This is a genomic window from Noviherbaspirillum massiliense JC206 (assembly GCF_000312045.1).
Lineage (GTDB): Bacteria > Pseudomonadota > Gammaproteobacteria > Burkholderiales > Burkholderiaceae_D > Noviherbaspirillum > Noviherbaspirillum massiliense.
Window position 1 is genome coordinate 2,876,500 of the sequence record NZ_HE978634.1, and the last position, 22,388, is coordinate 2,898,887.

Sequence of the window (22,388 nt, forward strand, 5' to 3'; positions counted from 1 at the left end):
GACAGCGCACAGCTTGTCGGGCTAAATTCGGGAGCTCATGCTCAAGCACGCTTTAGCCGTATTTGTTATGCGCCCGCAAGCTGATTATCAAATCGGCGCCATTCCGTAAGAATAACCAAGTCACTCCACGCCGTCAAACCCGACCGGCAATCACTCCTTGCCCAGCAGGCGGACCGCCTCGGCAATCGCTGCGGGCTCGAAAGTGCGCAGAATCTTCTTGACCTGCGGCGTGAGCTTGCCAAGATCGCTGTTCAGGATTTCCTGCTTGACCGAGAGCAGCTGGGTCGGATGCATGGAAAATTCGCGCAAGCCCATGCCGAGCAAGAGGCGAGTCAGTCTTGGATCACCTGCCATCTCGCCGCACACTGCAACCGGAACGCCGGACTTGGCGCCGACCGAGATTGTATTGAACAGCAGGTGCAGCACCGCCGGGTGCAGGGGATTGTACAGATGCGCCACATCGCGATCGACGCGGTCGACCGCGAGGGTGTACTGGATCAGGTCGTTGGTGCCGATCGACAGGAAATTCATGCGCTTGACGAACAGGGGCAGCGTCAGCGCAGCAGCCGGAATTTCAATCATGGCGCCGACCTGCAGGGCGGGATCGAATTTCCTGTTGGCTTCGCGCAGTTGCTGTTTTGCCAGTTCGATCAGGGAAAGCGTCTGTTCAATCTCGAAGGCATGCGCAAGCATGGGTATCAGCAGCTTAATCGGCCCATATGCAGAAGCGCGCAGGATGGCGCGCAATTGCGTCAGGAACATCTGCGGCTCGGCAAGGCAATAGCGGATGGCGCGCAGGCCGAGCGCAGGATTGAGCGCCGTCTGCTCGGCGGCATCGAGCGGCTTGTCGGCACCGATATCGAGCGTGCGTATCGTCACCGGCAAACCCTTCATCGACCGGACCGCCTTGCGGTACGACTCGAACTGCTCATCCTCGGAAGGCAATTGCATGAGGTAGCCGGCGCGCCCCATGAACAAGAATTCGGTCCGGAACAATCCGATGCCGACAGCACCCGCTTCCAATGCCGATGGGCAGTCTTCCGGCAACTCGATATTGGCAAGCAACTCGATGGACGTGCCATCGCGGGTGACGGCCGGGGTCTTCTTCAGCTTGGCGAGCTTCTTGCGCTCGCGGACCAGCTGCGCCTGCCGCTCCCGGTATTGGGCCAGCACGGTCGGGGTGGGATCGACGATCACCACGCCGGCATCGCCATCCACGATCAGCCAGTCGTCCTGCTGGATCAGGGTGGATGCCTTGTACATGCCGAGCACGGCCGGGATGTCCAGGCTGCGCGCCACGATGGCGGTATGCGAATTCTGGCCGCCGACATCGGTCACGAACCCGCCGAAGGCGCGGTCCCGGAACTGCAGCATATCGGCCGGTGAAATGTCATGCGCGACCACGATCAGGTGCCGGACGCCGTCATCCGATCCGCCCAGCACAGGCAGGGAACTGGCGCTGCCGGTCAAAACCTTGAGCACCCGTTCGCCGACCTGCTGGATATCTGCCTTGCGCTCGCGAAGATAGGGATCCTCGATTTCGTCGAATTGCGCGGACAATTCCTCGATCTGCGTGACCAGTGCCCATTCCGCGTTGTATTGGCGGGTGCGGATGATTTCCAGCGGCACTTCGGCGATCATCGGATCCGACAGGATCAGCGCATGCACATCGATGAAGGCGCCAAGCTCTGCGGGCGAATCCTTGGGCAGCTCGCTCCACAGGGTTTGCAGTTCCCAGTGCACGGTGGCGATCGCCTTCTGCAGGCGCTGCACTTCCGCCTCGACCTGTTCCTGCGGGATCAGGTAATGCTTGACGTCGAGCGCGGCCGGCGCAAGCAGGTGCGCGCGGCCGATCGCGATGCCGCGCGAAACTGGAATACCGTGGAGGGTGAAGGAGGCCATATATCAATGCCGGAACAAGCTACTCGTTTTCCCCAAACCTGTCATTGATCAAGGCTACCAGCGCATTGAAACATTCCTGCTCATCGACACCGTCGGCCTCCAGCGTGACGGTTGCGCCCTTGCCCGCTGCCAGCATCATCACGCCCATGATGGATTTGGCATTGACCCGCCTGTTGTTGCGCGCGAGCCAGACCTCACTCTTGAATTTCGCAGCGAGCTGCGTCAGCTTGGCAGAGGCGCGCGCATGCAATCCCAGCTTGTTGATGATCTCGATTTCCTGTTGAATCATTTTTATTGACGGATTTAATTGGGAGAGAGGCGAATGCGGGGATCGACACGAACCGCGCCGCTTTGTCCACCCGCCAGCGCCATCTCGACCACCACATCCAGAGTGTCGTGGCGATAGGTCAGCGCGCGCAGCAACATCGGCAGGCTGATGCCCGCGATGACTTCGACGCAGCCCGGGTCCGAAAGACGGCGCGTGCAATTTGAGGGGGTGCCGCCCATCACATCGGTGATGACGAGCACGCCGGAGCCGTCGTCGATGCGGCTGATGGCCGCCCTGGCCAGCTCATTGACTTGCGCCGGATCCTGATCGGCACTGACGTCGATCGCCTCCAGCCGCTCCGGCCGCCCGCGAAAGACATGGGCAGCCGCCTCGATGAAGGCATTGCCTAAAGGCGCATGCGTCAGAAGTAGGATACCAACCATGGTGTTTGCGTTATCGAGCTGGAGCGCCTGCCATGCGCATCATGCCCATGGCCTTTATTGTATTTTTACTGCCGTGCCGCCTTTTCGAGCGCGTCAATAAACTTGGCCGCGACATCAAAGCCGGTTTGCTGCTTGATTTCCTGGAAACAGGTAGGACTCGTGACATTGATTTCAGTCAGGCAATCCCCGATCACATCCAATCCTACCAGCAACAAACCGCGCTGGGAAAGTATGGGGCCGAGCGTTTCGCCGATTTCCCTGTCCCGCGCGGAGATCGGCTGCGCCACGCCGCGTCCGCCGACCGCCAGGTTGCCGCGCACTTCATTGCCCTGCGGGATGCGCGCCAGGCAGAACGGTACGACCTCGCCATCGATCAGCAGAACGCGCTTGTCGCCCGCGCTGATTTCAGGAATGAAGCGCTGTGCCATGATGGTACGGGTGCCATTGGCGGTCAGGGTCTCGATGATGGAACCGAGGTTCAGGCCGTCTTCCTTCACCCGGAAAATCCCGGCGCCGCCCATGCCGTCCAGCGGTTTCAGGATGACGTCGCGGTGCTGCTGATGGAAGGCGCGCAGCCGGGCCGCATCGCTGGCAATCAGCGTCGGCGCAGTGAACTGGGAAAACTGCGCGATCGCCGCCTTTTCATTGTGGGTACGAATCGCTTCCGGCTTGTTAAATATGCGCGCCCCTTGTCGTTCCGCCATTTCCAGCAGGTAGGTGGCGTAGATGTATTCCATGTCGAAGGGCGGATCCTTGCGCACCATGACGGCATCGAATTCCGACAGGTGCATCCGTGCCGGCGGATCGGCGCGGTACCAGTCCTTCGCATCGCCGGTCAGGGTGATCCGGGCGACATGGGCGACGACGTTATCGACCTCGAACGCCATGTCCTTCTGTTCGAAGGCATAGATCGCGTGGCCGCGCCCTGCGGCTTCGGCCATCATGGCGTAAGTCGTGTCCTTGTAAATCTTGAAGCTGTCCAGCGGATCGGCGAGGAAGGCGAATTTCATGCTGGACCTGTCAATAGATTTCCGGATTGGGATCGGTCTTTTCCAGCTCGAGCGAAGCCGCCAGAAGCGCCAGGCGCGCCACCACGCCATACATGTAGAAGCGGTTCGGCGCGGCAGTGCCGGGTTTGGCCTGCGGGTCGGGCAAGGCATGCTGCTGCGCAAACGCCAGCGGCACGAAATGCGCGCCCGGCGAGTTCAGGTTCTCGTCGACGCCGCGCTCCGCATGCACCCGGTAGAAGCCGCCCACCACATAGCGGTCGATCATGTACACCACCGGCTCGGCCACCGCATCGTTGATGCGCTCGTAGGTATGCACGCCTTCCTGGATGATCACGTCGCTGACTTCCAGGCCTTCCTTGACCACCGCCATCTTGTTGCGCTGCTTGCGGTTGAGGTCCTTCACCTCGCTCGCATCGCGCACCGTCATGATGCCCATGCCATAAGTGCCGGCATCGGCCTTCACGATCACGAAAGGCGTTTCCTTGATGCCGTATTCCCGGTACTTCTTGCGAATCTTGGCCAGCACGGCATCGACTGCGCTCGCCAGACAATCTTCGCCGGTGCGCTCATGGAAATTGATCTCGCCGCACTTGGCGAAGTACGGATTCAGCATCCACTGATCGACGTCGATCAGCTTTGCAAATTTCTTGATCACTTCATCATAGGCTGCGAAGTGATTGGTCTTGCGCCGCACCGTCCAGCCGGCATGCAGCGGCGGCAGCAGATTCTGTTCATGCAGATTCTCGAGGATGGGCGGAATGCCGGACGACAGGTCGTTGTTCAGCAGGATCGTGCATGGATCGAAGTTCTTCAAGCCGAGCCGGCGGCCGTTCGATGAGCGTTCCAGGGGCTCCAGCAGGATGGTTGTTCCATCCGGCAATTCGACCGGCGTCGGCTCCTTCACTTCTTCCGAAAGCGAGCCCAGCCGCACGTTCAAGCCGGTCTGGCGGAAGATCTGCGTCAGGCGCGCAACGTTTTGCAGATAGAAAGTGTTGCGGGTATGGCGCTCCGGGATCAGCAGCAGGTTTCTGGCGTCAGGACAGTATTTTTCGATGGCTGCCATCGCCGCCTGAACTGCCAGCGGCAGCATTTCGGGCGACAGGTTGTTGAAACCGCCAGGGAACAGGTTGGTATCGACCGGCGCCAGCTTGAAGCCGGCATTGCGCAAGTCCACCGAACAATAGAATGGCGGAGTGTGCTCCTGCCATTCCAGGCGAAACCAGCGCTCGATCGCGGGCGTCGCATCCAGGATTTTCTTTTCAAGGTCGAGCAGGGGGCCATTCAAGGCCGTGACAAGGTGCGGCACCATATGAACCTTCACATCTAATCAATTAAGCAAGGGCGGCTGACGCTGATTCTAACGGGAATCCCCGATTTGCGCCGGGCATGGCGAGCGAATCGGATGCGCCGGCAACCTCTCATGATTGGCGGAATGCAAACGCATGCAGCCATGAAACGATTGCTTCAAGCGCAGCAGATGGGGGCGGATCGGGGATTTTTAAAGGCAGAAAAGAAAAGGCGCTTCCAATCGGAAGCGCCCTGGCAAAGCCGGCGCGGTGAAGCGCCCGGATGCTTACAAATGGTAGGCGGATTCGCCATGGCTGGTGACGTCCAGCCCCTCGCGCTCCTGTTCTTCCGGCACGCGCAATCCGAGGATCAGGTCGACCACCTTGTAGGCCACGAAAGCCACCACACCGGACCAGACGATGGTGGTCAGCACGCCCTGCAACTGGATCCATACCTGGCCGGCGATGGAGTAGTCGGGAGAGACCTTGTTGGCCACATAGTCGTAGATGCCGGAGCCACCCAGGGAGGGAGCCGCGAACACGCCAGTCAGCAATGCACCCAGGATGCCGCCCACGCCGTGCACGCCGAACACGTCGAGCGAGTCGTCGGCGCCGAGCAGGCGCTTCAAGCCATTCACGCCCCACAGGCAGATGAGGCCGGCCAGCAGGCCGATGGCGAGCGCCCCCATGGGGCCGACGAAGCCGGCGGCAGGCGTGATCGCAACCAGTCCGGCAACGGCGCCGGAAGCTGCGCCCAGCATCGAAGGCTTGCCCTTGCCCATCCACTCGCCGAACGACCAGGACAGGGTGGCAGTGGCAGTCGCCAGCAGCGTGTTGACGAAGGCGAGCGCGGCGGTGCCGCCGGCTTCCAGTGCGGAACCCGCATTGAAGCCGAACCAGCCCACCCACAGCAGCGATGCGCCGACCATGGTCAGGGTCAGGGAATGCGGCGCCATCGACTCGCGGCCATAACCGATACGCTTGCCGATCACATAGGCGCCCACAAGGCCCGCCACTGCAGCATTGATATGGACGACGGTGCCGCCGGCGAAATCAAGCGCGCCTTTCTGGAACAACCAGCCGGCAGCCGCAGTTGCCTTTTCGGCCGCAGCCGCGTCGGTGAAGGCGTCAGGACCGGGCCAGAACCAGACCATGTGCGCGATCGGCAGGTAGCCAAAGGTGAACCACAGGGCAATGAACAGCAGCACGGCCGAAAACTTGATGCGCTCTGCGAAGGCGCCGACGATCAGGCCGCAGGTGATGGCGGCGAACGTCGCCTGGAAGGCTACGAACACATATTCCGGAATCACCACGCCCTTGCTGAAGGTCGCGCCGGTGGAGTCGGGCGTGATCCCTTTCAGGAACAGCCGGTCGAACGAGCCGATGAAGCTGCCGCCCTCGGTAAAGGCCAGCGAGTATCCGTATATGCACCACAGCACCACGATCAGCGAGAAGATCATGAAGACCTGCATCAGCATCGAGAGCATATTCTTCGAACGCACCAGGCCGCCATAGAACAGCGCGAGGCCGGGAATCGTCATCAGGATCACGAGCACTGTTGCCACCATCATCCAGGCGGTATCGCCCTTGTTGGGCACCGGTGCCGCGGCCGCAGGAGCAGGTTCGGAAGCGGTGGCGGCTGGTGCCGGCGCTGCTACCGAAGCAGTCGCTGCCGGCGCAGCAGGCGAGGACGCCGTGTCGGCGGCAACGGCTGTCGCGGCCGGAGCAGATGCAGTATCAGCAGCAAGAACGGGGTGCGCGAAACCCAGCGTAAACAGCAAGGTGCCGGTGGCAACGATGCTGGCAAAAAGTTTTTTCATTTCATTTCTCCTCAGAGTGCATCCATGCCGGTTTCGCCGGTGCGAATCCGCACCACCTGCTCCAGGTCATAAACAAAAATCTTGCCGTCCCCGATCTTGCCGGTGCGTGCGGAGCCTTCGATTGCCTCGATCGCCCGCTCCACGATGGCGTCGTCGACTGCCGCCTCGATCTTTGTCTTGGGCAGAAAATCGACCACGTACTCGGCACCGCGGTACAACTCGGTATGCCCTTTCTGCCGGCCAAAGCCTTTCACTTCTGTCACGGTAATGCCCTGCACGCCGATTGCCGACAGCGCTTCGCGCACTTCGTCCAGCTTGAACGGTTTGATGATTGCAGTGATGAGTTTCATATCAGCCTCTTTCGGGTATTTCAGAAAGTTTTCGAGATTGACAGGACCGCGGTCGTCTTGCTCACGTCCTTCGATTCCGTCCCGCTTGCATTGGAATAGGTATAGAGCGCCTCGTCGGCATTGGAGCCGACTACGGCCAGGCCGAGTGTGGCAAAGCCGAAGTCGCGCGAGATCCCGACCTTGAAGTCGGTGTAGTCGAGATCACCGGCGTGCCTGAACTTCTGCCGTCCCGCGTGAAAGCCCAGGACAGTCTTGTCGGCGACCTCGAAGTTCGCATTCAGATCGAGGTAGTAGGATCCCTTCGCATCCGCAATGCCGAAATAGTTGTCGCTGACGCCGTGGCTGTACTTGGCGGAGAACCATTTGTAGGCGGCGCCGACGTAGACTTCCGTCGCGTTGGCATTCCTGCCGCCGATGCTCGCGCCCGGATAGTAGTAGCGAAGGACGCCAACGTCGGCCGTCATGTCCTGCAGCGGAGTAAACTTGTAGCCGCCATACAGATCCATCTCGATGCTTGCGCCATCCGGGAACTGGTTGCCGCTGACATTCGAGTTCCAGTTGCCGACATAGAATCCGCTGCTGTGCGCATAATCGAAGCCGCCCTGCACCGCAGGCTTGTTGAACGTCTGCGAAATGCCGCGGAAGCGGTAATCACTCGCCACCGTCAGGTTGCCGGTAAAGGAGTGCTCCGGTGCGGGTTCGGCTTGTTGCGCATGAACGGAAGACGCAAACGCAGCACAAGCACATACAGCAGCAGCAAGAATCAGTTTTTTCATGGCGGTTCCCTGTGGTGGTTGTTAGAATAAAAAAGCATTCGGTTGCTTTTTTCCAACTACTTAGCAGGACTTATGCCATGCCTTGCATGCATGAATAGCGGGGATTTTGCGATTAAACTTGGCATCAATCCGGTGCACTCCCCTAAGTTGCGCACCACACTTTCAACCCCGCACCATAATGAAGCGCCGATGCGATGAATCGCACCATCGCGGAGCCAGTTATCTTGAGGAACATCATGGACAGAACCAACTTTTTTAACGATCTGCAAGCCAAGATCAATCAGGCTCTGGAAAACTCGCCTGCCAAGGACATCGAGAAAAACGTCAAGGCCATGCTGAACCAGGGCTTCTCCAAGCTGGACCTGGTCACGCGCGAGGAATTCGACGTGCAGATGCAGGTGCTGGCGAAGACCCGTGCCCGGCTGGAGATGCTGGAACAGCGGGTGGCGGAACTCGAAGCGCAGCTGAAGACCAGGCAATGAGCCTGGCGGTCCTGAAAAGCCGGGCGCTGGAAGGCACGCATGCGCCGGAAGTCACGGTCGAGGTGCACCTGGCCAATGGCCTGCCTTCCTTCACCATCGTCGGCTTGCCCGAGACCGAGGTCAAGGAATCCAAGGACCGCGTGCGAGCCGCATTGCAGAATGCGCGCTTCGAATTCCCGGCACGCCGCATTACCGTCAACCTAGCGCCTGCCGATCTGCCGAAGGAATCCGGACGTTTCGACCTGCCGATTGCACTCGGCATCCTGGCGGCTTCCGGCCAGATACCGGCGGATGACTTCGACCGCTACGAGTTCGCGGGCGAGCTGTCGCTGTCGGGCGAACTGCGTCCGATCCGCGGCGCGCTGGCGATGACCTATGCGATGCACCGCGCCGCCGACGCTTCCGGTCGCCAGCGTGCATTCATCCTGCCGCGCGCGAATGCCGACGAAGCTGCGCTGGTGAAGGATGCCGCCATCTTCCCCGCCGATTCGCTGCTGCAGGTCTGCGCGCATTTCGCAGCGACCGACAACGATGCGAAACTGAACCGGCACCGCCCGTCCGCTGATGTAGTGCGGCCGCAGTATCCGGATTTTGCCGAAGTCAAAGGCCAGGCCCAGGCCAAGCGAGCGCTCGAAGTGGCGGCGGCTGGCGGCCATAGCCTCCTGATGGTCGGCCCGCCTGGCACCGGCAAGTCGATGCTGGCGGCGCGCTTCCCCGGCATCCTGCCGTCGATGACGGATGAGGAAGCACTGGAATCGGCGGCCGTGCAATCGCTCACCAGCGGCTTTTCAATGACACGCTGGAAGACGCGGCCGTATCGTGCGCCCCACCATACCGCCTCCGGCGTGGCACTGGTCGGCGGCGGCGGCACGCCTCGCCCCGGCGAGATCTCGCTCGCACATCGTGGCGTGCTGTTTCTCGATGAATTGCCGGAGTTCGACCGCAAGGTGCTGGAAGTCTTGCGCGAGCCGCTGGAGTCCGGGCAGATCACGATTTCGCGCGCAGCGCGGCAGGCGGATTTCCCGGCCCGCTTCCAGCTGATCGCCGCCATGAATCCCTGCCCCTGCGGTTATCTCGGCCACCATTCGAACAAATGCCGCTGCACGCCGGATGCGATCGCGCGCTATCAGGACAGGATTTCGGGGCCGCTGCTCGACCGCATCGACATGCAGATCCAAGTCGGCGCGCTGCCGCATGAGGAATTACTGAAGCAGGCAGACGGCGAAGCGTCGCAATCGATCGCACAGCGGGTCGAACGCGCGCACGAAAGACAGCGCGAACGCCAGGGCAAGGCCAATCATGCCCTGTCCCCGGCGGAGATCGATGACCACTGCAAGCCGGATGCCTCAGGCGAGCAATTGCTGCGCACCGCGATGACCAGGCTGAACTGGTCGGCGCGCGCCTACCACCGCGTGCTGAAGGTGGCGCGCACCATTGCCGATCTCGCCGCCGCGCCAGGCGTCGGCCAGGCGCATGTAGCCGAAGCCATCCAGTACCGCCGGGCGCTGCGCGAACACTGATGCTGGTCGGTTTCCTGTGCGCCCTCGGCGCCGGCCTGCTCTGGGGGCTGGTCTTCGTGACGCCCCTGATCCTCGCAGAGTATCCGGGCCTGGTCTTGTCCTTCGGACGCTATGCGGGCTTCGGCCTGATTGCACTGGTTCCGGCCTACCTGGACCGGCGCCGGATCGCTACCCTTACCAAGGCAGACTGGATCGCCGCATTCAAGCTGTCGATGGTGGGCAATATCCTGTACTACGCCGCACTGGCCACCGCGATCCAGCTGGCCGATGCGCCCTTGCCGACCATGCTGATCGGCACCCTGCCTGTCGTGATTTCCTTTTGCTCCAACTGGGCGCCGGGCCATCCCTCGGAAGCGATCGCATGGAAACGGCTGCTGCCTTCGCTGCTCATCATTTTCATTGGGATCATGCTGGTCAATGTCAGCGAGCTGGCGCATCTCGATGGTCGTCGCTCGCCGCGCGAATATGCCGCCGGGTGCGTGATTGCCCTGGGCGCAGTCGCTGCCTGGACCTGGTATCCCATCATGAATGCGCGGCATTTGAAACAGCATCCGCACATCCGGTCCTCGACCTGGGCAACCGCGCAAGGCCTGACGACCTTGCCCCTGGCCTTGCTCGGATTCGTGGCATACGGACTCTATGTCCACCTGTCCGGGAGCGGCTATGCGTTTCCCCTCGGGCCAAGTCCAGGCTTGTTCATCGGGCTGATGCTGACGCTGGGCCTGTGCGCATCCTGGATGGGTACCCTGCTCTGGAATCAGGCAAGCCAGCGGCTACCGACTTCACTCGCCGGACAGCTGATCGTGTTCGAGACCCTGTCGGCCCTGTTGTATGCCTTTCTCTGGCGCGGCACCGTGCCGGCATTGCCGGTTCTGGCCGGCATCGTCCTGCTGTGCGCAGGCGTCATCCTGGGCGTCCGGATATTTCGCGCTGCGTAAGCCGACAGACAGGTGCCGTCCGCCCTGTTACCATCCTGATCATGCCAAAAGTATCTTTATCTGCAATCGCAGTACCCCTTTGCGCCGCACTCCTTCTGTGTGCCTGCAGCCCCAAGCTCGACTGGCGCGAAGTGCGCGGCACCAATGTTCCCTACACCGTCCTGCTGCCGGCCAAGCCCACCTCGGCATCGCGCCCGGTCGAACTCGACGGCCTGCACATGACGCTGACAATGACGGCGGCGGAGGCCGAGGATGTCACCTACGCAGTGGGCTCCACGGAATTGCCGGATGCCGCCGCGGCGCAGCGCGCGCTTGCTGCGATGAAATCTGCACTTGTGAAGAATGTCGGCGGCGCTGTCAGGAACGAAAGCACGACCGCCGTGCCTGGACTCATCACGACCGACATGGAAGCCGTAGGACGGCCAGGCTCGGCGCCGGAAAGCGAGACCAGGCTGATGTTTGCCCGCCTCGTTGCCAAGGACAGGCGCGTCTACCAACTGGTCGCGGTCGGCAAGGAAAAGGCGGTCTCGCGCGAAGCGGTCGATACTTTTCTGTCCTCCTTTAAGCCGGGGTAAGGCCGGCGGACACCATCGCGTGTCCGTGCAAGCCATTCCGCAGCCGGGACAAGAGCCGACGGGCGAGGGCGTATAAAATGAAAACATGAAATTCCGGCATTTCATGCCCGCTTACCATTTGGAGGCTCCATGTTAGTAAGGTTCAAGTCCAAGGCCGCCGCCGAAGTGATGATGTATGAAGAACATGCCAAGCGCATTCTTGACCTGCTGAACAAGGATGTGAAGATGGGCGTCATCACCGCTGCCGAAGCCCCGCATGCAATCGAAACGCTGGAACGGGAAATTGCCGAATGCAAACGGCATCCGGTGACGGATGAAGTCGAACAGGACGTCAAGGCGCACCACGGGGAAGACGGCGACGACAACGAGCATGAGCAGATTCAGTTCGTTTCCTTTGCTACCCGAGCCTATCCCTTGCTGGAAATGCTGCGTGCCGCAAAGAAAGGCGGCAATGACGTGACCTGGGGAGTATATTGAATGCGCCACGCGAGTCGCTGCTGGCCGGCAGCGACGACACGCCGCTGTTCGTGACGGATTGGCCGGCCGACGCCACCCATGCCTTTCGGGGCGGCATCCTGCTGATGCATGGACTGGGCGAGCATTGCGGGCGTTATGCCCATGTGGCGCGCTTCTTCCATGCCCGCGGCTGGTCGGTGCGCGCCTATGATCATCGCGGCCATGGTCGCTCCGGCGGCAAGCGCGGCGATGCGCCGCATCAGGGTACGTTGCTGACCGATGCCAAGATCGTGCTCGATGAATTCGCCAGGCAATTGCCCACGCCACCGCTCCTGCTCGGGCACAGCATGGGAGGCCTGTTCGCGGCGCGCTTTGCAACGGCACAGCTGTCGCCACTGCGTGGCTTGATCCTGTCCTCCCCGGCATTGGCCGTCCGGCTCTCCGGCGCGCAAAGAACGCTGCTCAAGCTGATGCTTGGCGTAGCGCCGGGCCTGCCTCTGCCCAACGGTTTGCAGGTGGACTACCTTTCCCATCGGCGGGATGTCATCAATGCCTACCGAAATGATCCGCTAGTGCACGGCAAGATTTCGGCGCGTCTGCTCACCGCCATGCTGAATGCCATGGACTTTTCCCATACCCATGCATCCAGCCTGTCGGTGCCCACCCTGATGGTGGTGGCAGGGGATGACCATCTTGTCGACCCCCGCGGCAGCAGGGAATTCTTTGCGAAGCTCGTGCCGGGCATCGGCAGATTGCACTGGTACCAAGACTTCTATCATGAAGTATTCAATGAAGCCGAAGCAGCGCGGGTGTTTGCGGATGTCGGCAACTGGCTGGACGACTGCATAAAGTAGGCTGCTGAAAATAGGCTGCCGAGACAGACGCTACAATCAGGTCTTTTTTCGAATCACCACCCCATGAATCTCTTCGGCATTTCCGACTTTGGCCTGTTTTGCCTGGCAGTCCTGCTGCTGAATGCAACACCCGGACCGGATACCGCGTACATCATTGGCCGCAGCATCGCGCAGGGCCGCAACGCCGGCCTCGTGTCTGCGCTGGGAATTTCCGTCGGTTGCTGCATCCATGCGCTTGCGTCCGCTCTCGGCTTGAGTGCGCTGCTGGCGGCATCGGCCACTGCTTTCATGGCCATCAAGCTGGCAGGCGGCACCTATCTGATCTACCTCGGAGTGCGCATGTTGCTAGCCAGGCCAGATCAGGCGGCCGGTCAAGTGCCTGCTGCCCAAACCCGCTCGCTGCAAAAAATCTTTTGGCAGGCAATCTTGACCAATGTGTTGAATCCGAAAGTCATCCTGTTTGTCCTTGCCTTCCTTCCCCAGTTTGTCCGGGCAGACTCTTCCGAAAAAACCGCAGCCTTTCTGATGCTTGGCCTTGTATTCGCAGCAATCACCATGTGCTGGAACAGCAGCACCGCTTTTCTTGCCGGCACACTGGCAAGAAAAGCCCGCCAAAATCGGCAGGTCCGGACATGGCTGCAGCGTATCGTCGGCACCGCCTTTATCGCGCTCGGAATAAGGCTGGCGCTTGCTAGGAACTGATCCCTTCGCTTTTCGCCCCAAGAAAAGCGGCTTGTGAAAAACGCATCGTGCCAAGACTACAATTAAAACCCGATTCCCTCGCATACAGCCTGTCTGGCGCAGCGCAAGCCGTCGCCAGAGTGAGCGCCGGTACTGCCTTGCCGCAGGCGCTGGCACAGGTATTCGACGACATCCAGGCCCCGGCTCCAGCGCGTGGTGCCATCCAGGACATCTCCTACCGGACCATGCGTCGGCTCGGCCTTGCCGATGCCCTGCTGAGGCTGCTCGCGAAAAAGACGCCGCCGGCGCCGAAGCTGCAGGGTTTGCTGCGCGCTTCACTGGCCCTGATTTCGGCATCCGGTCATATGGAGGAAGAAGCACCATATGAAGCCTTCATCATCGTGGACCAGGCGGTGACGGCGGCCGCGGCAGATCCCGCAATCGCGCATGCCAAGGGGATGGTCAATGCAGTGTTGCGGCGGTTCCTGCGCGAGCGCGATCCCCTAATGCAGAAAGCGCTGAAACAGCCGGAAGCGCGCTGGAACTACCCGGCATGGTGGATCGCCGCCGTGAAGTCGGCATACCCGCGGGACTGGGAATCCATCCTGGAGGTTGGCAATGGCCAGCCACCGCTGACCCTGCGCATCAACCGCCGCAAGACCACGGTGGACGACTATCTTGAACGCCTGACAACGCAGAGCATGGCGGCAAGCCGCATCGGCGAATATGCAGTACGCCTTTCCAGGCCGGTTCCGGTAAGCCAGATCCCCGGCTTCGATGAAGGCTTGGCGTCCGTGCAGGATGCCGCTGCGCAACTGGCAGCACCATTGCTCGACCTGCGGGACGGCATGCGGGTACTGGATGCCTGTGCCGCCCCCGGCGGCAAGACCGGCCATATTCTGGAGTCCGCCGATATCGACTTGCTCGCGCTCGACAGCGATCCCAAACGCCTGTCGCGTGTCGAGGAGAACCTGCAGCGTCTGCAGCTTGACGCCACGCTGCGTTCCGGCGATGCGGGTGAGCGGGATTGGTGGGATGGCAAGCCCTTCGACCGCATCCTGGCCGACGTTCCTTGCACGGCTTCGGGCATCGTCCGCCGCCATCCCGACATCCGCTGGCTGCGGCGGGAGGACGATGCTGCTCAGCTTGCAACAGTTTCGGCCCGAATTCTCGACAACCTTTGGCAGATGCTGCACCCCAATGGTAAATTGCTGCTTGTGACATGCTCGCTCTGGCCCCAAGAGTCGGAATTGCAGGCAGCTGCTTTTGCGGCACGCAACCATGCCGTACGACTGCCGGCGCCCGGCCAGCTGTTGCCGACAGCGAGGGTCGAACGAGATCATGACGGCTTGTTTTACGCGCTGTTCCAAAAAGCCTAGAGCGTCCAACAAAATGAAGGCTGTCCAGCCCGAATGCGTGTCGCGCGCGGCGCCAAGAGAATAAATGACGTACGGCAAGAGGACACTGTATCTGCCGGCATTTTGTTCGACGCTCTTAAGAAAACAATAATTTCTCATCCTGCAACAGAGTGACGCCCGCTTCTCTTTACTTTCCGCTGCGCTGGCTGGCTGCAACGTTGCTGCTGGTATTGTCATTTGTCATGCTGCCAGTCCAAGCGGCGGAAGGCATCGAAATCACGCAGGCGCAAATCGAGCGCACGGACGAAGGCTACAGGCTGGCGCTGGCGGCATCCTTCGAATTGAACCGCGGCCTGGAAGATGCCCTGAACCGGGGGGTTCCCCTGTATTTCACCACCGAGGTTGAAATCACGCGCCCACGCTGGTATTGGTTTGACGAGAGGGCTGTCAGCACCTCGCAAACCATGCGCATCTCCCACAATGCCCTGACGCACCAGTATCATGTCTCGATCAATGGCCGCCCGCAGCAAAGTTTCGGCTCCCTGGAAGATGCCCTGTCGCTGTTGCGGCGACCGGCGCGCTGGATCGTCGCGGAAAAGGGCGAACTCAAGACGGGGCAGCTTTACAATGTCGCGGTCCGCATGGGGCTCGACGTTGCCCGCCTGAGCAAGCCGTTTCAGGTCAATGCATTGAACAACAGCGACTGGCGCTTTTCATCCGATTGGGAGCAATTCATATATAGGGCCGAATAGCAGTGTCGCGCTTGTTGCGTTATTTCCTGGTCGTCGGTGGCGCGGTTGTCAGCATCCTGCTGTTCCTGCTGGCCTCTGCAGCAGAAAACTCCATCTTTTTCGATCAGCATTATCCGTGGCTGCTGGGCTTGAACGCGCTCGCAGCCGTGGCCTTGCTGTTCCTGGTATCGCTTCTGCTCACGCGCCTGTTCAAGCGCTACCGGCGGCGCGAGTTCGGTTCGCGCCTGATGGCGCGGCTGGTGCTGCTGTTTGCCACGATAGGCATCCTGCCGGGCATCATCATCTATACCGTCTCGGTGCAGTTCGTGTCGCGCTCGATCGAATCCTGGTTCGACGTGCATGTCGAAGCCGCGCTCGAATCCGGTCTCAGGCTGGGGCGTACCGCGCTCGACGCATCGCTGGCGGACCTGAGCGCCCAGGCACGAGGCATCGCGCTGGAATTGTCCGAACTCTCTGACTCGGCGCAAGTCACTCAGCTGTCCCGGCTGCACGACCAGAACCAGACGCAGGAAGCGGTCATCGTGACCGCTACCGGCCAGGTGATTGCCAGCGCCGGCGGCCGGCTCGGCAACCTGGTACCCGACCTTCCGACGGCAAGCATGCTGCGCCAGGCCCGCATGTCGCGCGGCTACTATGCGATCGAAGGCAGCGAGAATGAAGAAAGCGCGTCGGGCAATGCGCAATCCCGCAAGTCCTCAAGGTCGGACGCGGTGCCGGCCGACCCTTCCGGCGGGCTGCGCCTGCGCGCGGTGGTACAGATCCCGGGTTCCGACAATGTCCTCGCCTTTCACAGGGAAGCCCGCTTCCTGCAGTTGCTGCAGCCGGTACCGCCCCATCTGGCAGTCAATGCCGAAGCTTTGCGGGTCGCCTACAGCGATTACCAGGAACGCTCGGTGGCGCGCACCGGCCTGCGCAAGATCTACATCGTGACCTTGACCCTGACGCTGCTGCTGGCGATTTTCGGTTCCATCACCGCCGCCTTCCTGATTGCCGGCGACCTGGCCAAGCCGCTGCTGCTGCTGGCGGAAGGCACCAAGGCGGTTGCCGAGGGCAATCTCTCGCCGCGCCCCATCGTCGCAACCACGGACGAGCTTGGCACCCTGACCCAGTCATTCAACGTGATGACCCGCCAACTGTCGGAGGCACGCGCCTCGGTCGAGAAGAACCGGGCTGAACTGGAAAACGCAAAAGCCTATCTCGAATCGGTTCTTGCCAACATGTCGGCAGGCGTGATGGTGCTCGATGGCCAGTTCCGGCTGATCACCTGCAATGAATCGGTCGAGCGCATCCTGCAGCGTGATTTCGATGCGCATATCGGCAAGCCGCTCGGAGAGATCGAAGGCCTGGATGCACTGGCCAATGCCGTCATCACGGCCTTCTCGGACCAGCACGCGCAACTGGCCGCAGCCGACGCCGACCTCGGCAACCTGCACTGGCAGCAGCAGATAGAAGTCCCGCGCCACGATGGAAGCGAACCGGACCAGCAGAACATTACGCTGCTGGCACGCGGCTCCTACCTGCCGGTCACCAGCGATACCGGCTATGTGGTGGTGTTCGACGACATTACCGACGTGATTTCAGCCCAGCGATCCGTTGCATGGGGAGAGGTGGCGCGGCGCCTGGCGCATGAAATCAAGAATCCGCTGACCCCGATCCAGCTATCGGCAGAACGCCTGCAGATGAAACTGGTCGATAAGCTGGAAGGACCGGACCAGGCGATCCTGACCAAGGGAACAGGCACGATCGTGAACCAGGTCGCGGCCATGAAGCGCATGGTCGACGATTTCCGCAATTACGCGAAAACGCCGCCGGCGGTACTGTCGCCCCTGAACCTGAATGAACTGGTCGAGGAAATCCTGCATCTGTATGTGGGCGGCGAGGATGGCGGCATCATCCATGCCGACCTGGAACCGGCTTTGCCCCAGGTCATGGGCGACGCCACCCAGCTGCGCCAGGTGATCCACAACCTTTTGCAAAATGCGCAAGATGCGGTTGTCGACCGCCCGGGCGTGCCATCGCAGATCGACGTGACGACGGAAGCCATCCATTACAAGGCATCCGACGGCAGCCGCCGCATCGCGGTACGATTGTCGGTGGCCGACAATGGGCCAGGATTTTCATCGAAAATCCTGGCTCGGGCATTCGAACCCTATGTCACGTCGAAGCCGCGTGGCACGGGTCTGGGACTCGCAATGGTCAAAAAGATCATTGATGAGCACGGCGGGCGCATCGATGTGCATAACCAGCCGAATGGAGGGGGCGCAAAAGTCTCCATTTTGCTGTTAAAGTTAGCGCCAAATTGAAATGAATTTTAACAATTCACCTGTATCGCGGCAGACACCTATAAGATAAGGGCGTCTAACAAAATGTGCGCAGCGGTTCCCGTGAACAATCTCTGCGCCTGCAAGCAGTGCAGTACCTGCAAGCACACTCTGTCAGGGCCATTTTGTTAGACGCTCCAAGAAACCAGCGAACATGCAAACGGAGAAGACAAGCATATGGCAAATATTCTGGTAGTCGATGACGAGATGGGCATCCGTGAGTTGCTCTCGGAAATTCTGGGAGACGAAGGGCATGTCGTGGCTACGGCGGAAAACGCACAGCAGGCGCGCGAAATCCGCGCCACCAGCACGCCGGAACTGGTGCTGCTCGATATCTGGATGCCGGACACCGATGGCGTCACACTGCTGAAGGAATGGCAGCGCGATGGATTGCTGACCATGCCAGTGATCATGATGTCAGGCCACGCCACCATCGACACGGCGGTTGAAGCCACGCGCATCGGCGCCCTCAACTTCCTGGAAAAACCGATCGCCCTGCAAAAGCTGTTGAAAGCGGTTCAGCAAGCCTTGACCCGTAGCCAGGAACCGGTAAGGCCGCCGCAATTCCATGCACGCCCGGTGGTAGCTCCCAAGCCGGAGCAGGCCGCTTCGCAAGCGGGCTCCCTGACGGCCTCCCCTGCTCCCGTGTTGCACGGCAATGCAGCCGTCGCCCCTGCCCTGGCGCCGGAACCGCAATTGTTCGGCCTGTCCTTCGACATGCCCCTGCGTGAAGCGCGCGATGCGTTCGAGCGGGCCTATTTCGAACACCATCTGGTGCGTGAAGGCGGCAGCATGACACGGGTAGCGGAAAGAACGGGACTGGAACGCACCCACCTGTACCGCAAGCTCAAGCAACTGGGCGTTGAACCGGCAAAGGTGGCCAAGAAGGGGTGACGCTTACCACCTTGGTCAGCGGCGCCGGTGCTGCCGCGCGTGAAGCCTGGATTGCCGACAGCATTGATCCGTCCGTCCCCACCACCATCATCCTGGAAGGATTGCCCGATGGGTCGACCCGGCTTGATGCACTCGCCGCTTCGCCCACGGTGCAGATTCATCGAATAGCGCCGGGCTGCCTGTGCTGCACAGGAAACCTGACCATGCGCGTGACACTGAATCGTGTCCTGCGCAATTCTCCGCAGCGCCTCTTCATTAGCCTCGCAACCGCCGGCCATCTGGACCGCATCCGCGATACTCTCCTGCAGCCACCGTATGACAGTTTGCTGAGCCTGACTCAGGACACCCAGCTGTCGTAGGGTTTCCTCAGGCAAGACTGAATCTGTTCACCCTGCGCATCGGTTTACATGGGGCATCGACTTGAAACTGTTCGGGATGGCCCCATTTTTGCATTAGCCTGAATGGGTACTCAGTAATCATTCCGAAGCACAAGGAGCGCAACATGAACTTAATCTACAACAGCGAGCAATATAGCGTAGTGGAATTTGGCGCTGACGATGGCCGGGAAGCATTACGTTTTGGTGGTTACGAAATCATGGACAAATCCGGGAAGCGGGAAATTTTCATCGGTGGAACATTGGCCAAGACCTTCCGCAAGGAAGTGGAGAGCCTGATTGCAACCGAGCCCACGATTGAGGAAATCGATGATTTCCTGGGGAAGTACGACGAATTGATGCGTCAGCCGGTCACCCTGCACTGATCCCCTCCTTTCCCGACACGTCATGGAACGCGGGCTGCGCTCGCATTTCATGGCGTTCTCTTTCCGCGGTCCCTTTTCTCACGTCCGTTCACCCGACTTGATGCGCCCCGGCACTCTTTTTCCGGAAAAAACTACGTGCCCGCATTCTGCCTTTACGCATGGGCGGTAATCTCTACAATTTCAGCGCATTGATCATAAGCTACGACACGCCTCACCATGAAAGGCAAAATTGGCAGGGACGAACATGGTTCTGTTCAACACACCGGGGACGAATAGCGTCAGGGTATACTTTGCCCATGCATGCCAATTCCCGCCCCATTACGACGAGCCAAAATGACATTCACTCGCAGCTGGCATCGGTTGTTGCCCGGCATGCTGCCACTGCCTTTCTCAAGCCTATCCTTTCTTACAACCGGCAAGCGTTTGAAGCAAGCATGGAGGCATGGCAAGCCTGCGGCAGCAAGCCGCTGATTCTCGATGCAGGATGCGGGGTAGGTTTGTCGACGCGGCATTTGGCGCAGCAGTTTCCAGACCACTTCGTCATCGGTGTCGATCAATCAGCGCATCGCCTGTCACGCAACACGATGTGGCAAGGCTCCTTGCCCACCAACTTCATGCTGGTACGTGCCGACCTGGTGGATTACTGGCGCCTCATGCATGCGGCTGGCATTCGTCTCGCAAGGCACTATCTGCTGTATCCGAACCCGTGGCCGAAAATCGGACAACTCGCCCGACGCTGGCATGGACATGCAGTATTTCCGGCAATGCTTGCACTGGGTGGCGAATTCGAATGCCGCAGCAACTGGGCGCTGTATATCGAAGAGTGCGCTGCCGCCATCCGACAACTGACCTCGGCTGAAGTCTCGATGGAACGCCATGCTCCGGTTTCACCCATCACACCCTTCGAACAGAAATACCTCGCATCAGGCCATAGCTTGTGGCGTTGCCGCGCGAGACTCTCTCCTGTTGCCGCTGCTTGCAAGCCTGTTTGATGGCAGGCACGGACATCCCTGCAAGCAGCATTTCCTCTATGCTTTTGATCACAAGCACCGTCATGAAATGGGCCGTTTGACGCAGCACAAACGGAAGTTTGGTTCCCTCAAATCCCAAATCTGCAGCATTGTTCGGGTATCCAAAAGGCGGTAATCTGTTTTCGCATTTCGGGCCGTAGATGAAGGCGCACTTCCATGGAGTGCCCCATGCAGCAAAGGCCCCGCGAAACCGAATCAGACGCCGGAGGTATTTCCGTAAATGACCACGATGGCGAACTGAGGAAGCCATCGCAACTGAAGACGAGTGGGCATTTGCATGTCATCCTTTGCAGCCTTCGGTGGCCAAGAATACCAAGAAGGATATTTGAAAATGCTATACGTCACCAATTCGGCGCCGATGAACCAGACCGTTCTGGTTCCGCGCATTTCACCCCACAATGACCAAACCTCCACCTATTCAGCCGCACTCAGAGAACATGGCCTGAACCTGACAGAGTGCGCAACGCCCGCAGCTGCTTACCACCTGGCACGGGATGGTTGCCGTGTCGGCCTGCTGATCCTGACGCAGGAAGCGGAGCTGGACCGGATTGCCGCATGGGAGCCGTTCATCCGCAGCCAAAGCCTGTCCTGGGTGGGGCTGATCTCGCGCGAAATTATTTCCAGACCGCGAGTGCGCGCCTTTGTCAGCGAGCACCTCTTCAATTTCATCACCATCCCGGCCGAACTAGAGCATATTTCACTGACCTTGCGCCACGCATGGGGCATGGCATTCATGCGCGATGAGCACGGCATAGGCACACAGGACTCGCCGGAGTTCGATGCCGACTTGATGATGGTCGGCAAGACTGCGCAGATGCATGCGGTACGGACGCAGATCCGGAAGGTGGCCCGTACCGATGCGTCTGTGCTGATTGCCGGACCATCGGGCACCGGCAAGGAACTGGCGGCACTGTCCATACACCGCCAGTCAGCACGCAAGAATGCGCCTTTCGTTGTCGTCAATTGCGGCGCCATCGCGCCGCAACTGTTCCAGTCCGAATTGTTCGGCTATGAAAAAGGCGCTTTCACCGGCGCCCATCAGCGCAAGATCGGCCGCATCGAAGCCGCCCAAGGCGGAACGCTCTTCCTCGACGAAATAGGCGACATGCCATTCGACATGCAGGTCAACCTGCTGCGCTTCCTGCAGGAGAAAACCATCGAGCGCGTCGGCGGTACCGAGCCTATTCCCATCGATGTGCGTGTCATTGCCGCCACCCACGTCGATCTGGCAGAAGCGGTGAGGCAGGGGCGCTTCCGCGAGGACTTGTATTACCGGATCAATGTGGTGTGCATCACGCTTCCGCCGCTGGCCGAGCGCGGGGCGGATATCGAAGACATCGCGAAGCATTACTTCTACAAGTTCGCGCCGATGCATAACCGGAGCCTGCGCGGCTTTTCCCGCGCCGCCATGGAAGCAATGATGAGCCATTCCTGGCCCGGCAATATCCGGGAACTGGTCAACCGTGTGCAGCGCGCCACCGTGATGGCGGAAGGCCGCTTCATCCAGCCGGAAGACCTCGGCTTCGAGCGCGGCATCGACGATGCCCCGACCCTGTCCCTGGAAAATGCGCGTGCCGATGCGGAACGCATGATGATCCGCCGCGCCCTGTCGCAGTCACGCAACCAGATCTCGCGCGCGGCGTCACTGCTGGGCGTGTCGCGCGTCACGCTGTACCGCCTGATCGACAAATACAATATCCGGCCGGATCTGCCGTCCGGCGCCGGGGCCTCGCTGCTCAGCAATGCGAAACCGGATCTCAAAGTCCACAAGTGAACGATTCATGCTCGCGGCAAGTAGCCGGCCGCCGGCGTTGAAGCCGTCCTACAGGCGCGGCTTGCCGCATTATCCTTCCAGAAATTCATTCCCGGCCGGATAACGTACTGCCCTCAAACCATCATTGTCGTTCCTCA

General features: G+C 60.5%; 23 protein-coding genes. 15 read left to right on the plus strand and 8 right to left on the minus strand.

Translation table 11 applies throughout. The annotated features are described in order from the left end of the window. Window positions 1-150 precede the first annotated feature (150 nt). The 8 genes from ptsP to HGHM_RS14130 all read right to left on the minus strand — a co-directional run bounded on the left by ptsP (window position 151) and on the right by HGHM_RS14130 (window position 7,855). The gene (ptsP, locus tag HGHM_RS14095; RefSeq protein WP_019142189.1) at window positions 151-1,902 is read right to left on the minus strand and encodes a phosphoenolpyruvate--protein phosphotransferase; all 1,752 of its coding nucleotides are present in this window, start codon (window positions 1,900-1,902) and stop codon (window positions 151-153) included. A 19-nt stretch (window positions 1,903-1,921) separates the two neighbouring features. Continuing rightward, window positions 1,922-2,191 carry an HPr family phosphocarrier protein gene (locus HGHM_RS14100; protein WP_019142190.1) on the minus strand — a complete coding sequence of 90 codons (270 nt, stop codon included), beginning with the start codon at window positions 2,189-2,191 and terminating at the stop codon, window positions 1,922-1,924. A 14-nt stretch (window positions 2,192-2,205) separates the two neighbouring features. Beyond that, window positions 2,206-2,613, minus strand: coding sequence for a PTS sugar transporter subunit IIA (locus tag HGHM_RS14105; protein WP_019142191.1), 408 nt, complete (start codon window positions 2,611-2,613; stop codon window positions 2,206-2,208). Between the two features lie 65 nt (window positions 2,614-2,678). After that, entirely contained in the window at window positions 2,679-3,623 is a 945-nt protein-coding gene (gene gshB, locus HGHM_RS14110) for a glutathione synthase (protein ID WP_019142192.1), read from the minus strand. 10 nt (window positions 3,624-3,633) lie between these two features. After that, window positions 3,634-4,932 (minus strand): glutamate--cysteine ligase, encoded by a 1,299-nt coding sequence (gene gshA / locus HGHM_RS14115; protein WP_019142193.1) that lies wholly within the window; start codon window positions 4,930-4,932, stop codon window positions 3,634-3,636. Window positions 4,933-5,196: 264 nt separating this feature from the next. Further along, window positions 5,197-6,729 (minus strand): ammonium transporter, encoded by a 1,533-nt coding sequence (locus HGHM_RS14120; RefSeq protein ID WP_019142194.1) that lies wholly within the window; start codon window positions 6,727-6,729, stop codon window positions 5,197-5,199. Window positions 6,730-6,740: 11 nt separating this feature from the next. Then, on the minus strand, window positions 6,741-7,079 hold the full coding sequence (locus tag HGHM_RS14125; protein ID WP_019142195.1) for a P-II family nitrogen regulator: 339 nt from the start codon (window positions 7,077-7,079) through the stop codon (window positions 6,741-6,743). 20 nt (window positions 7,080-7,099) lie between these two features. Beyond that, on the minus strand, window positions 7,100-7,855 hold the full coding sequence (locus tag HGHM_RS14130; protein ID WP_019142196.1) for a TorF family putative porin: 756 nt from the start codon (window positions 7,853-7,855) through the stop codon (window positions 7,100-7,102). A gap of 236 nt (window positions 7,856-8,091) precedes the next feature. On the opposite strand from HGHM_RS14130, the gene HGHM_RS14135 reads away from it, so the two are divergent. The 15 genes from HGHM_RS14135 (at window position 8,092) to HGHM_RS21335 (ending at window position 22,251) form a co-directional block, all read left to right on the plus strand. Next, window positions 8,092-8,337 carry an accessory factor UbiK family protein gene (locus HGHM_RS14135; protein WP_026076039.1) on the plus strand — a complete coding sequence of 82 codons (246 nt, stop codon included), beginning with the start codon at window positions 8,092-8,094 and terminating at the stop codon, window positions 8,335-8,337. After that, complete coding sequence (locus HGHM_RS14140; protein WP_019142198.1) at window positions 8,334-9,857, plus strand: YifB family Mg chelatase-like AAA ATPase; 1,524 nt, start codon at window positions 8,334-8,336, stop codon at window positions 9,855-9,857. Before HGHM_RS14135 ends, HGHM_RS14140 begins: the two co-directional genes overlap by 4 nt. Continuing rightward, window positions 9,857-10,795, plus strand: a complete 939-nt coding sequence (locus HGHM_RS14145) for a DMT family transporter (protein ID WP_019142199.1) — start codon at window positions 9,857-9,859, stop codon at window positions 10,793-10,795. Before HGHM_RS14140 ends, HGHM_RS14145 begins: the two co-directional genes overlap by 1 nt. Window positions 10,796-10,836: 41 nt before the next feature. Further along, window positions 10,837-11,370, plus strand: a complete 534-nt coding sequence (locus tag HGHM_RS14150) for a hypothetical protein (RefSeq protein ID WP_034348531.1) — start codon at window positions 10,837-10,839, stop codon at window positions 11,368-11,370. A 129-nt stretch (window positions 11,371-11,499) separates the two neighbouring features. Further along, a complete protein-coding gene (locus HGHM_RS14155; protein ID WP_019142201.1) occupies window positions 11,500-11,847 on the plus strand; it encodes a DUF1840 domain-containing protein in 348 nt (115 codons plus the stop codon). Beyond that, window positions 11,844-12,680 (plus strand): alpha/beta hydrolase, encoded by an 837-nt coding sequence (locus tag HGHM_RS14160; RefSeq protein ID WP_019142202.1) that lies wholly within the window; start codon window positions 11,844-11,846, stop codon window positions 12,678-12,680. The genes HGHM_RS14155 and HGHM_RS14160 overlap by 4 nt, the downstream gene beginning before the upstream one ends. 63 nt (window positions 12,681-12,743) lie before the next feature. Next, window positions 12,744-13,382 (plus strand): LysE family translocator, encoded by a 639-nt coding sequence (locus tag HGHM_RS14165; RefSeq protein WP_019142203.1) that lies wholly within the window; start codon window positions 12,744-12,746, stop codon window positions 13,380-13,382. A gap of 47 nt (window positions 13,383-13,429) precedes the next feature. Next, on the plus strand, window positions 13,430-14,740 hold the full coding sequence (rsmB, locus tag HGHM_RS14170) for a 16S rRNA (cytosine(967)-C(5))-methyltransferase RsmB (RefSeq protein ID WP_026076041.1): 1,311 nt from the start codon (window positions 13,430-13,432) through the stop codon (window positions 14,738-14,740). Between the two features lie 149 nt (window positions 14,741-14,889). Then, on the plus strand, window positions 14,890-15,471 hold the full coding sequence (locus HGHM_RS14175; protein WP_019142205.1) for a DUF4390 domain-containing protein: 582 nt from the start codon (window positions 14,890-14,892) through the stop codon (window positions 15,469-15,471). 2 nt (window positions 15,472-15,473) lie between these two features. After that, a complete protein-coding gene (locus HGHM_RS14180) occupies window positions 15,474-17,774 on the plus strand; it encodes a sensor histidine kinase (protein ID WP_026076042.1) in 2,301 nt (766 codons plus the stop codon). 195 nt (window positions 17,775-17,969) lie between these two features. Beyond that, entirely contained in the window at window positions 17,970-18,686 is a 717-nt protein-coding gene (locus tag HGHM_RS14185) for a response regulator (protein WP_019142207.1), read from the plus strand. Continuing rightward, window positions 18,683-19,045 carry a hypothetical protein gene (locus HGHM_RS14190; RefSeq protein WP_019142208.1) on the plus strand — a complete coding sequence of 121 codons (363 nt, stop codon included), beginning with the start codon at window positions 18,683-18,685 and terminating at the stop codon, window positions 19,043-19,045. Before HGHM_RS14185 ends, HGHM_RS14190 begins: the two co-directional genes overlap by 4 nt. A gap of 143 nt (window positions 19,046-19,188) precedes the next feature. Next, window positions 19,189-19,446, plus strand: a complete 258-nt coding sequence (locus HGHM_RS14195; protein WP_026076043.1) for a BTH_I0359 family protein — start codon at window positions 19,189-19,191, stop codon at window positions 19,444-19,446. 296 nt (window positions 19,447-19,742) lie between these two features. Then, window positions 19,743-20,438, plus strand: coding sequence for a tRNA (guanine(46)-N(7))-methyltransferase TrmB (gene trmB / locus HGHM_RS14200; RefSeq protein ID WP_019142210.1), 696 nt, complete (start codon window positions 19,743-19,745; stop codon window positions 20,436-20,438). Between the two features lie 370 nt (window positions 20,439-20,808). Next, window positions 20,809-22,251: a sigma-54 interaction domain-containing protein gene (locus HGHM_RS21335; protein WP_222859830.1), complete on the plus strand. Its 1,443-nt coding sequence runs from the start codon at window positions 20,809-20,811 to the stop codon at window positions 22,249-22,251. Window positions 22,252-22,388: the final 137 nt, after the last annotated feature.

Coding starts and splice junctions, on each gene's coding strand:
- HGHM_RS14125 (WP_019142195.1), bottom strand. CDS start 7,079: ATGAAACTCATCACTGCAATCATCAAACCGTTCAAGCTGGACGAAGTG.
- HGHM_RS14150 (WP_034348531.1), top strand. CDS start 10,837: ATGCCAAAAGTATCTTTATCTGCAATCGCAGTACCCCTTTGCGCCGCA.
- HGHM_RS14145 (WP_019142199.1), top strand. CDS start 9,857: ATGCTGGTCGGTTTCCTGTGCGCCCTCGGCGCCGGCCTGCTCTGGGGG.
- HGHM_RS14185 (WP_019142207.1), top strand. CDS start 17,970: ATGGCAAATATTCTGGTAGTCGATGACGAGATGGGCATCCGTGAGTTG.
- HGHM_RS14105 (WP_019142191.1), bottom strand. CDS start 2,613: ATGGTTGGTATCCTACTTCTGACGCATGCGCCTTTAGGCAATGCCTTC.
- HGHM_RS21335 (WP_222859830.1), top strand. CDS start 20,809: ATGCTATACGTCACCAATTCGGCGCCGATGAACCAGACCGTTCTGGTT.
- HGHM_RS14165 (WP_019142203.1), top strand. CDS start 12,744: ATGAATCTCTTCGGCATTTCCGACTTTGGCCTGTTTTGCCTGGCAGTC.
- HGHM_RS14195 (WP_026076043.1), top strand. CDS start 19,189: ATGAACTTAATCTACAACAGCGAGCAATATAGCGTAGTGGAATTTGGC.
- HGHM_RS14100 (WP_019142190.1), bottom strand. CDS start 2,191: ATGATTCAACAGGAAATCGAGATCATCAACAAGCTGGGATTGCATGCG.
- HGHM_RS14120 (WP_019142194.1), bottom strand. CDS start 6,729: ATGAAAAAACTTTTTGCCAGCATCGTTGCCACCGGCACCTTGCTGTTT.
- ptsP (WP_019142189.1), bottom strand. CDS start 1,902: ATGGCCTCCTTCACCCTCCACGGTATTCCAGTTTCGCGCGGCATCGCG.
- HGHM_RS14155 (WP_019142201.1), top strand. CDS start 11,500: ATGTTAGTAAGGTTCAAGTCCAAGGCCGCCGCCGAAGTGATGATGTAT.
- HGHM_RS14140 (WP_019142198.1), top strand. CDS start 8,334: ATGAGCCTGGCGGTCCTGAAAAGCCGGGCGCTGGAAGGCACGCATGCG.
- gshA (WP_019142193.1), bottom strand. CDS start 4,932: ATGGTGCCGCACCTTGTCACGGCCTTGAATGGCCCCCTGCTCGACCTT.
- HGHM_RS14135 (WP_026076039.1), top strand. CDS start 8,092: ATGGACAGAACCAACTTTTTTAACGATCTGCAAGCCAAGATCAATCAG.
- trmB (WP_019142210.1), top strand. CDS start 19,743: ATGCATGCCAATTCCCGCCCCATTACGACGAGCCAAAATGACATTCAC.
- gshB (WP_019142192.1), bottom strand. CDS start 3,623: ATGAAATTCGCCTTCCTCGCCGATCCGCTGGACAGCTTCAAGATTTAC.
- HGHM_RS14130 (WP_019142196.1), bottom strand. CDS start 7,855: ATGAAAAAACTGATTCTTGCTGCTGCTGTATGTGCTTGTGCTGCGTTT.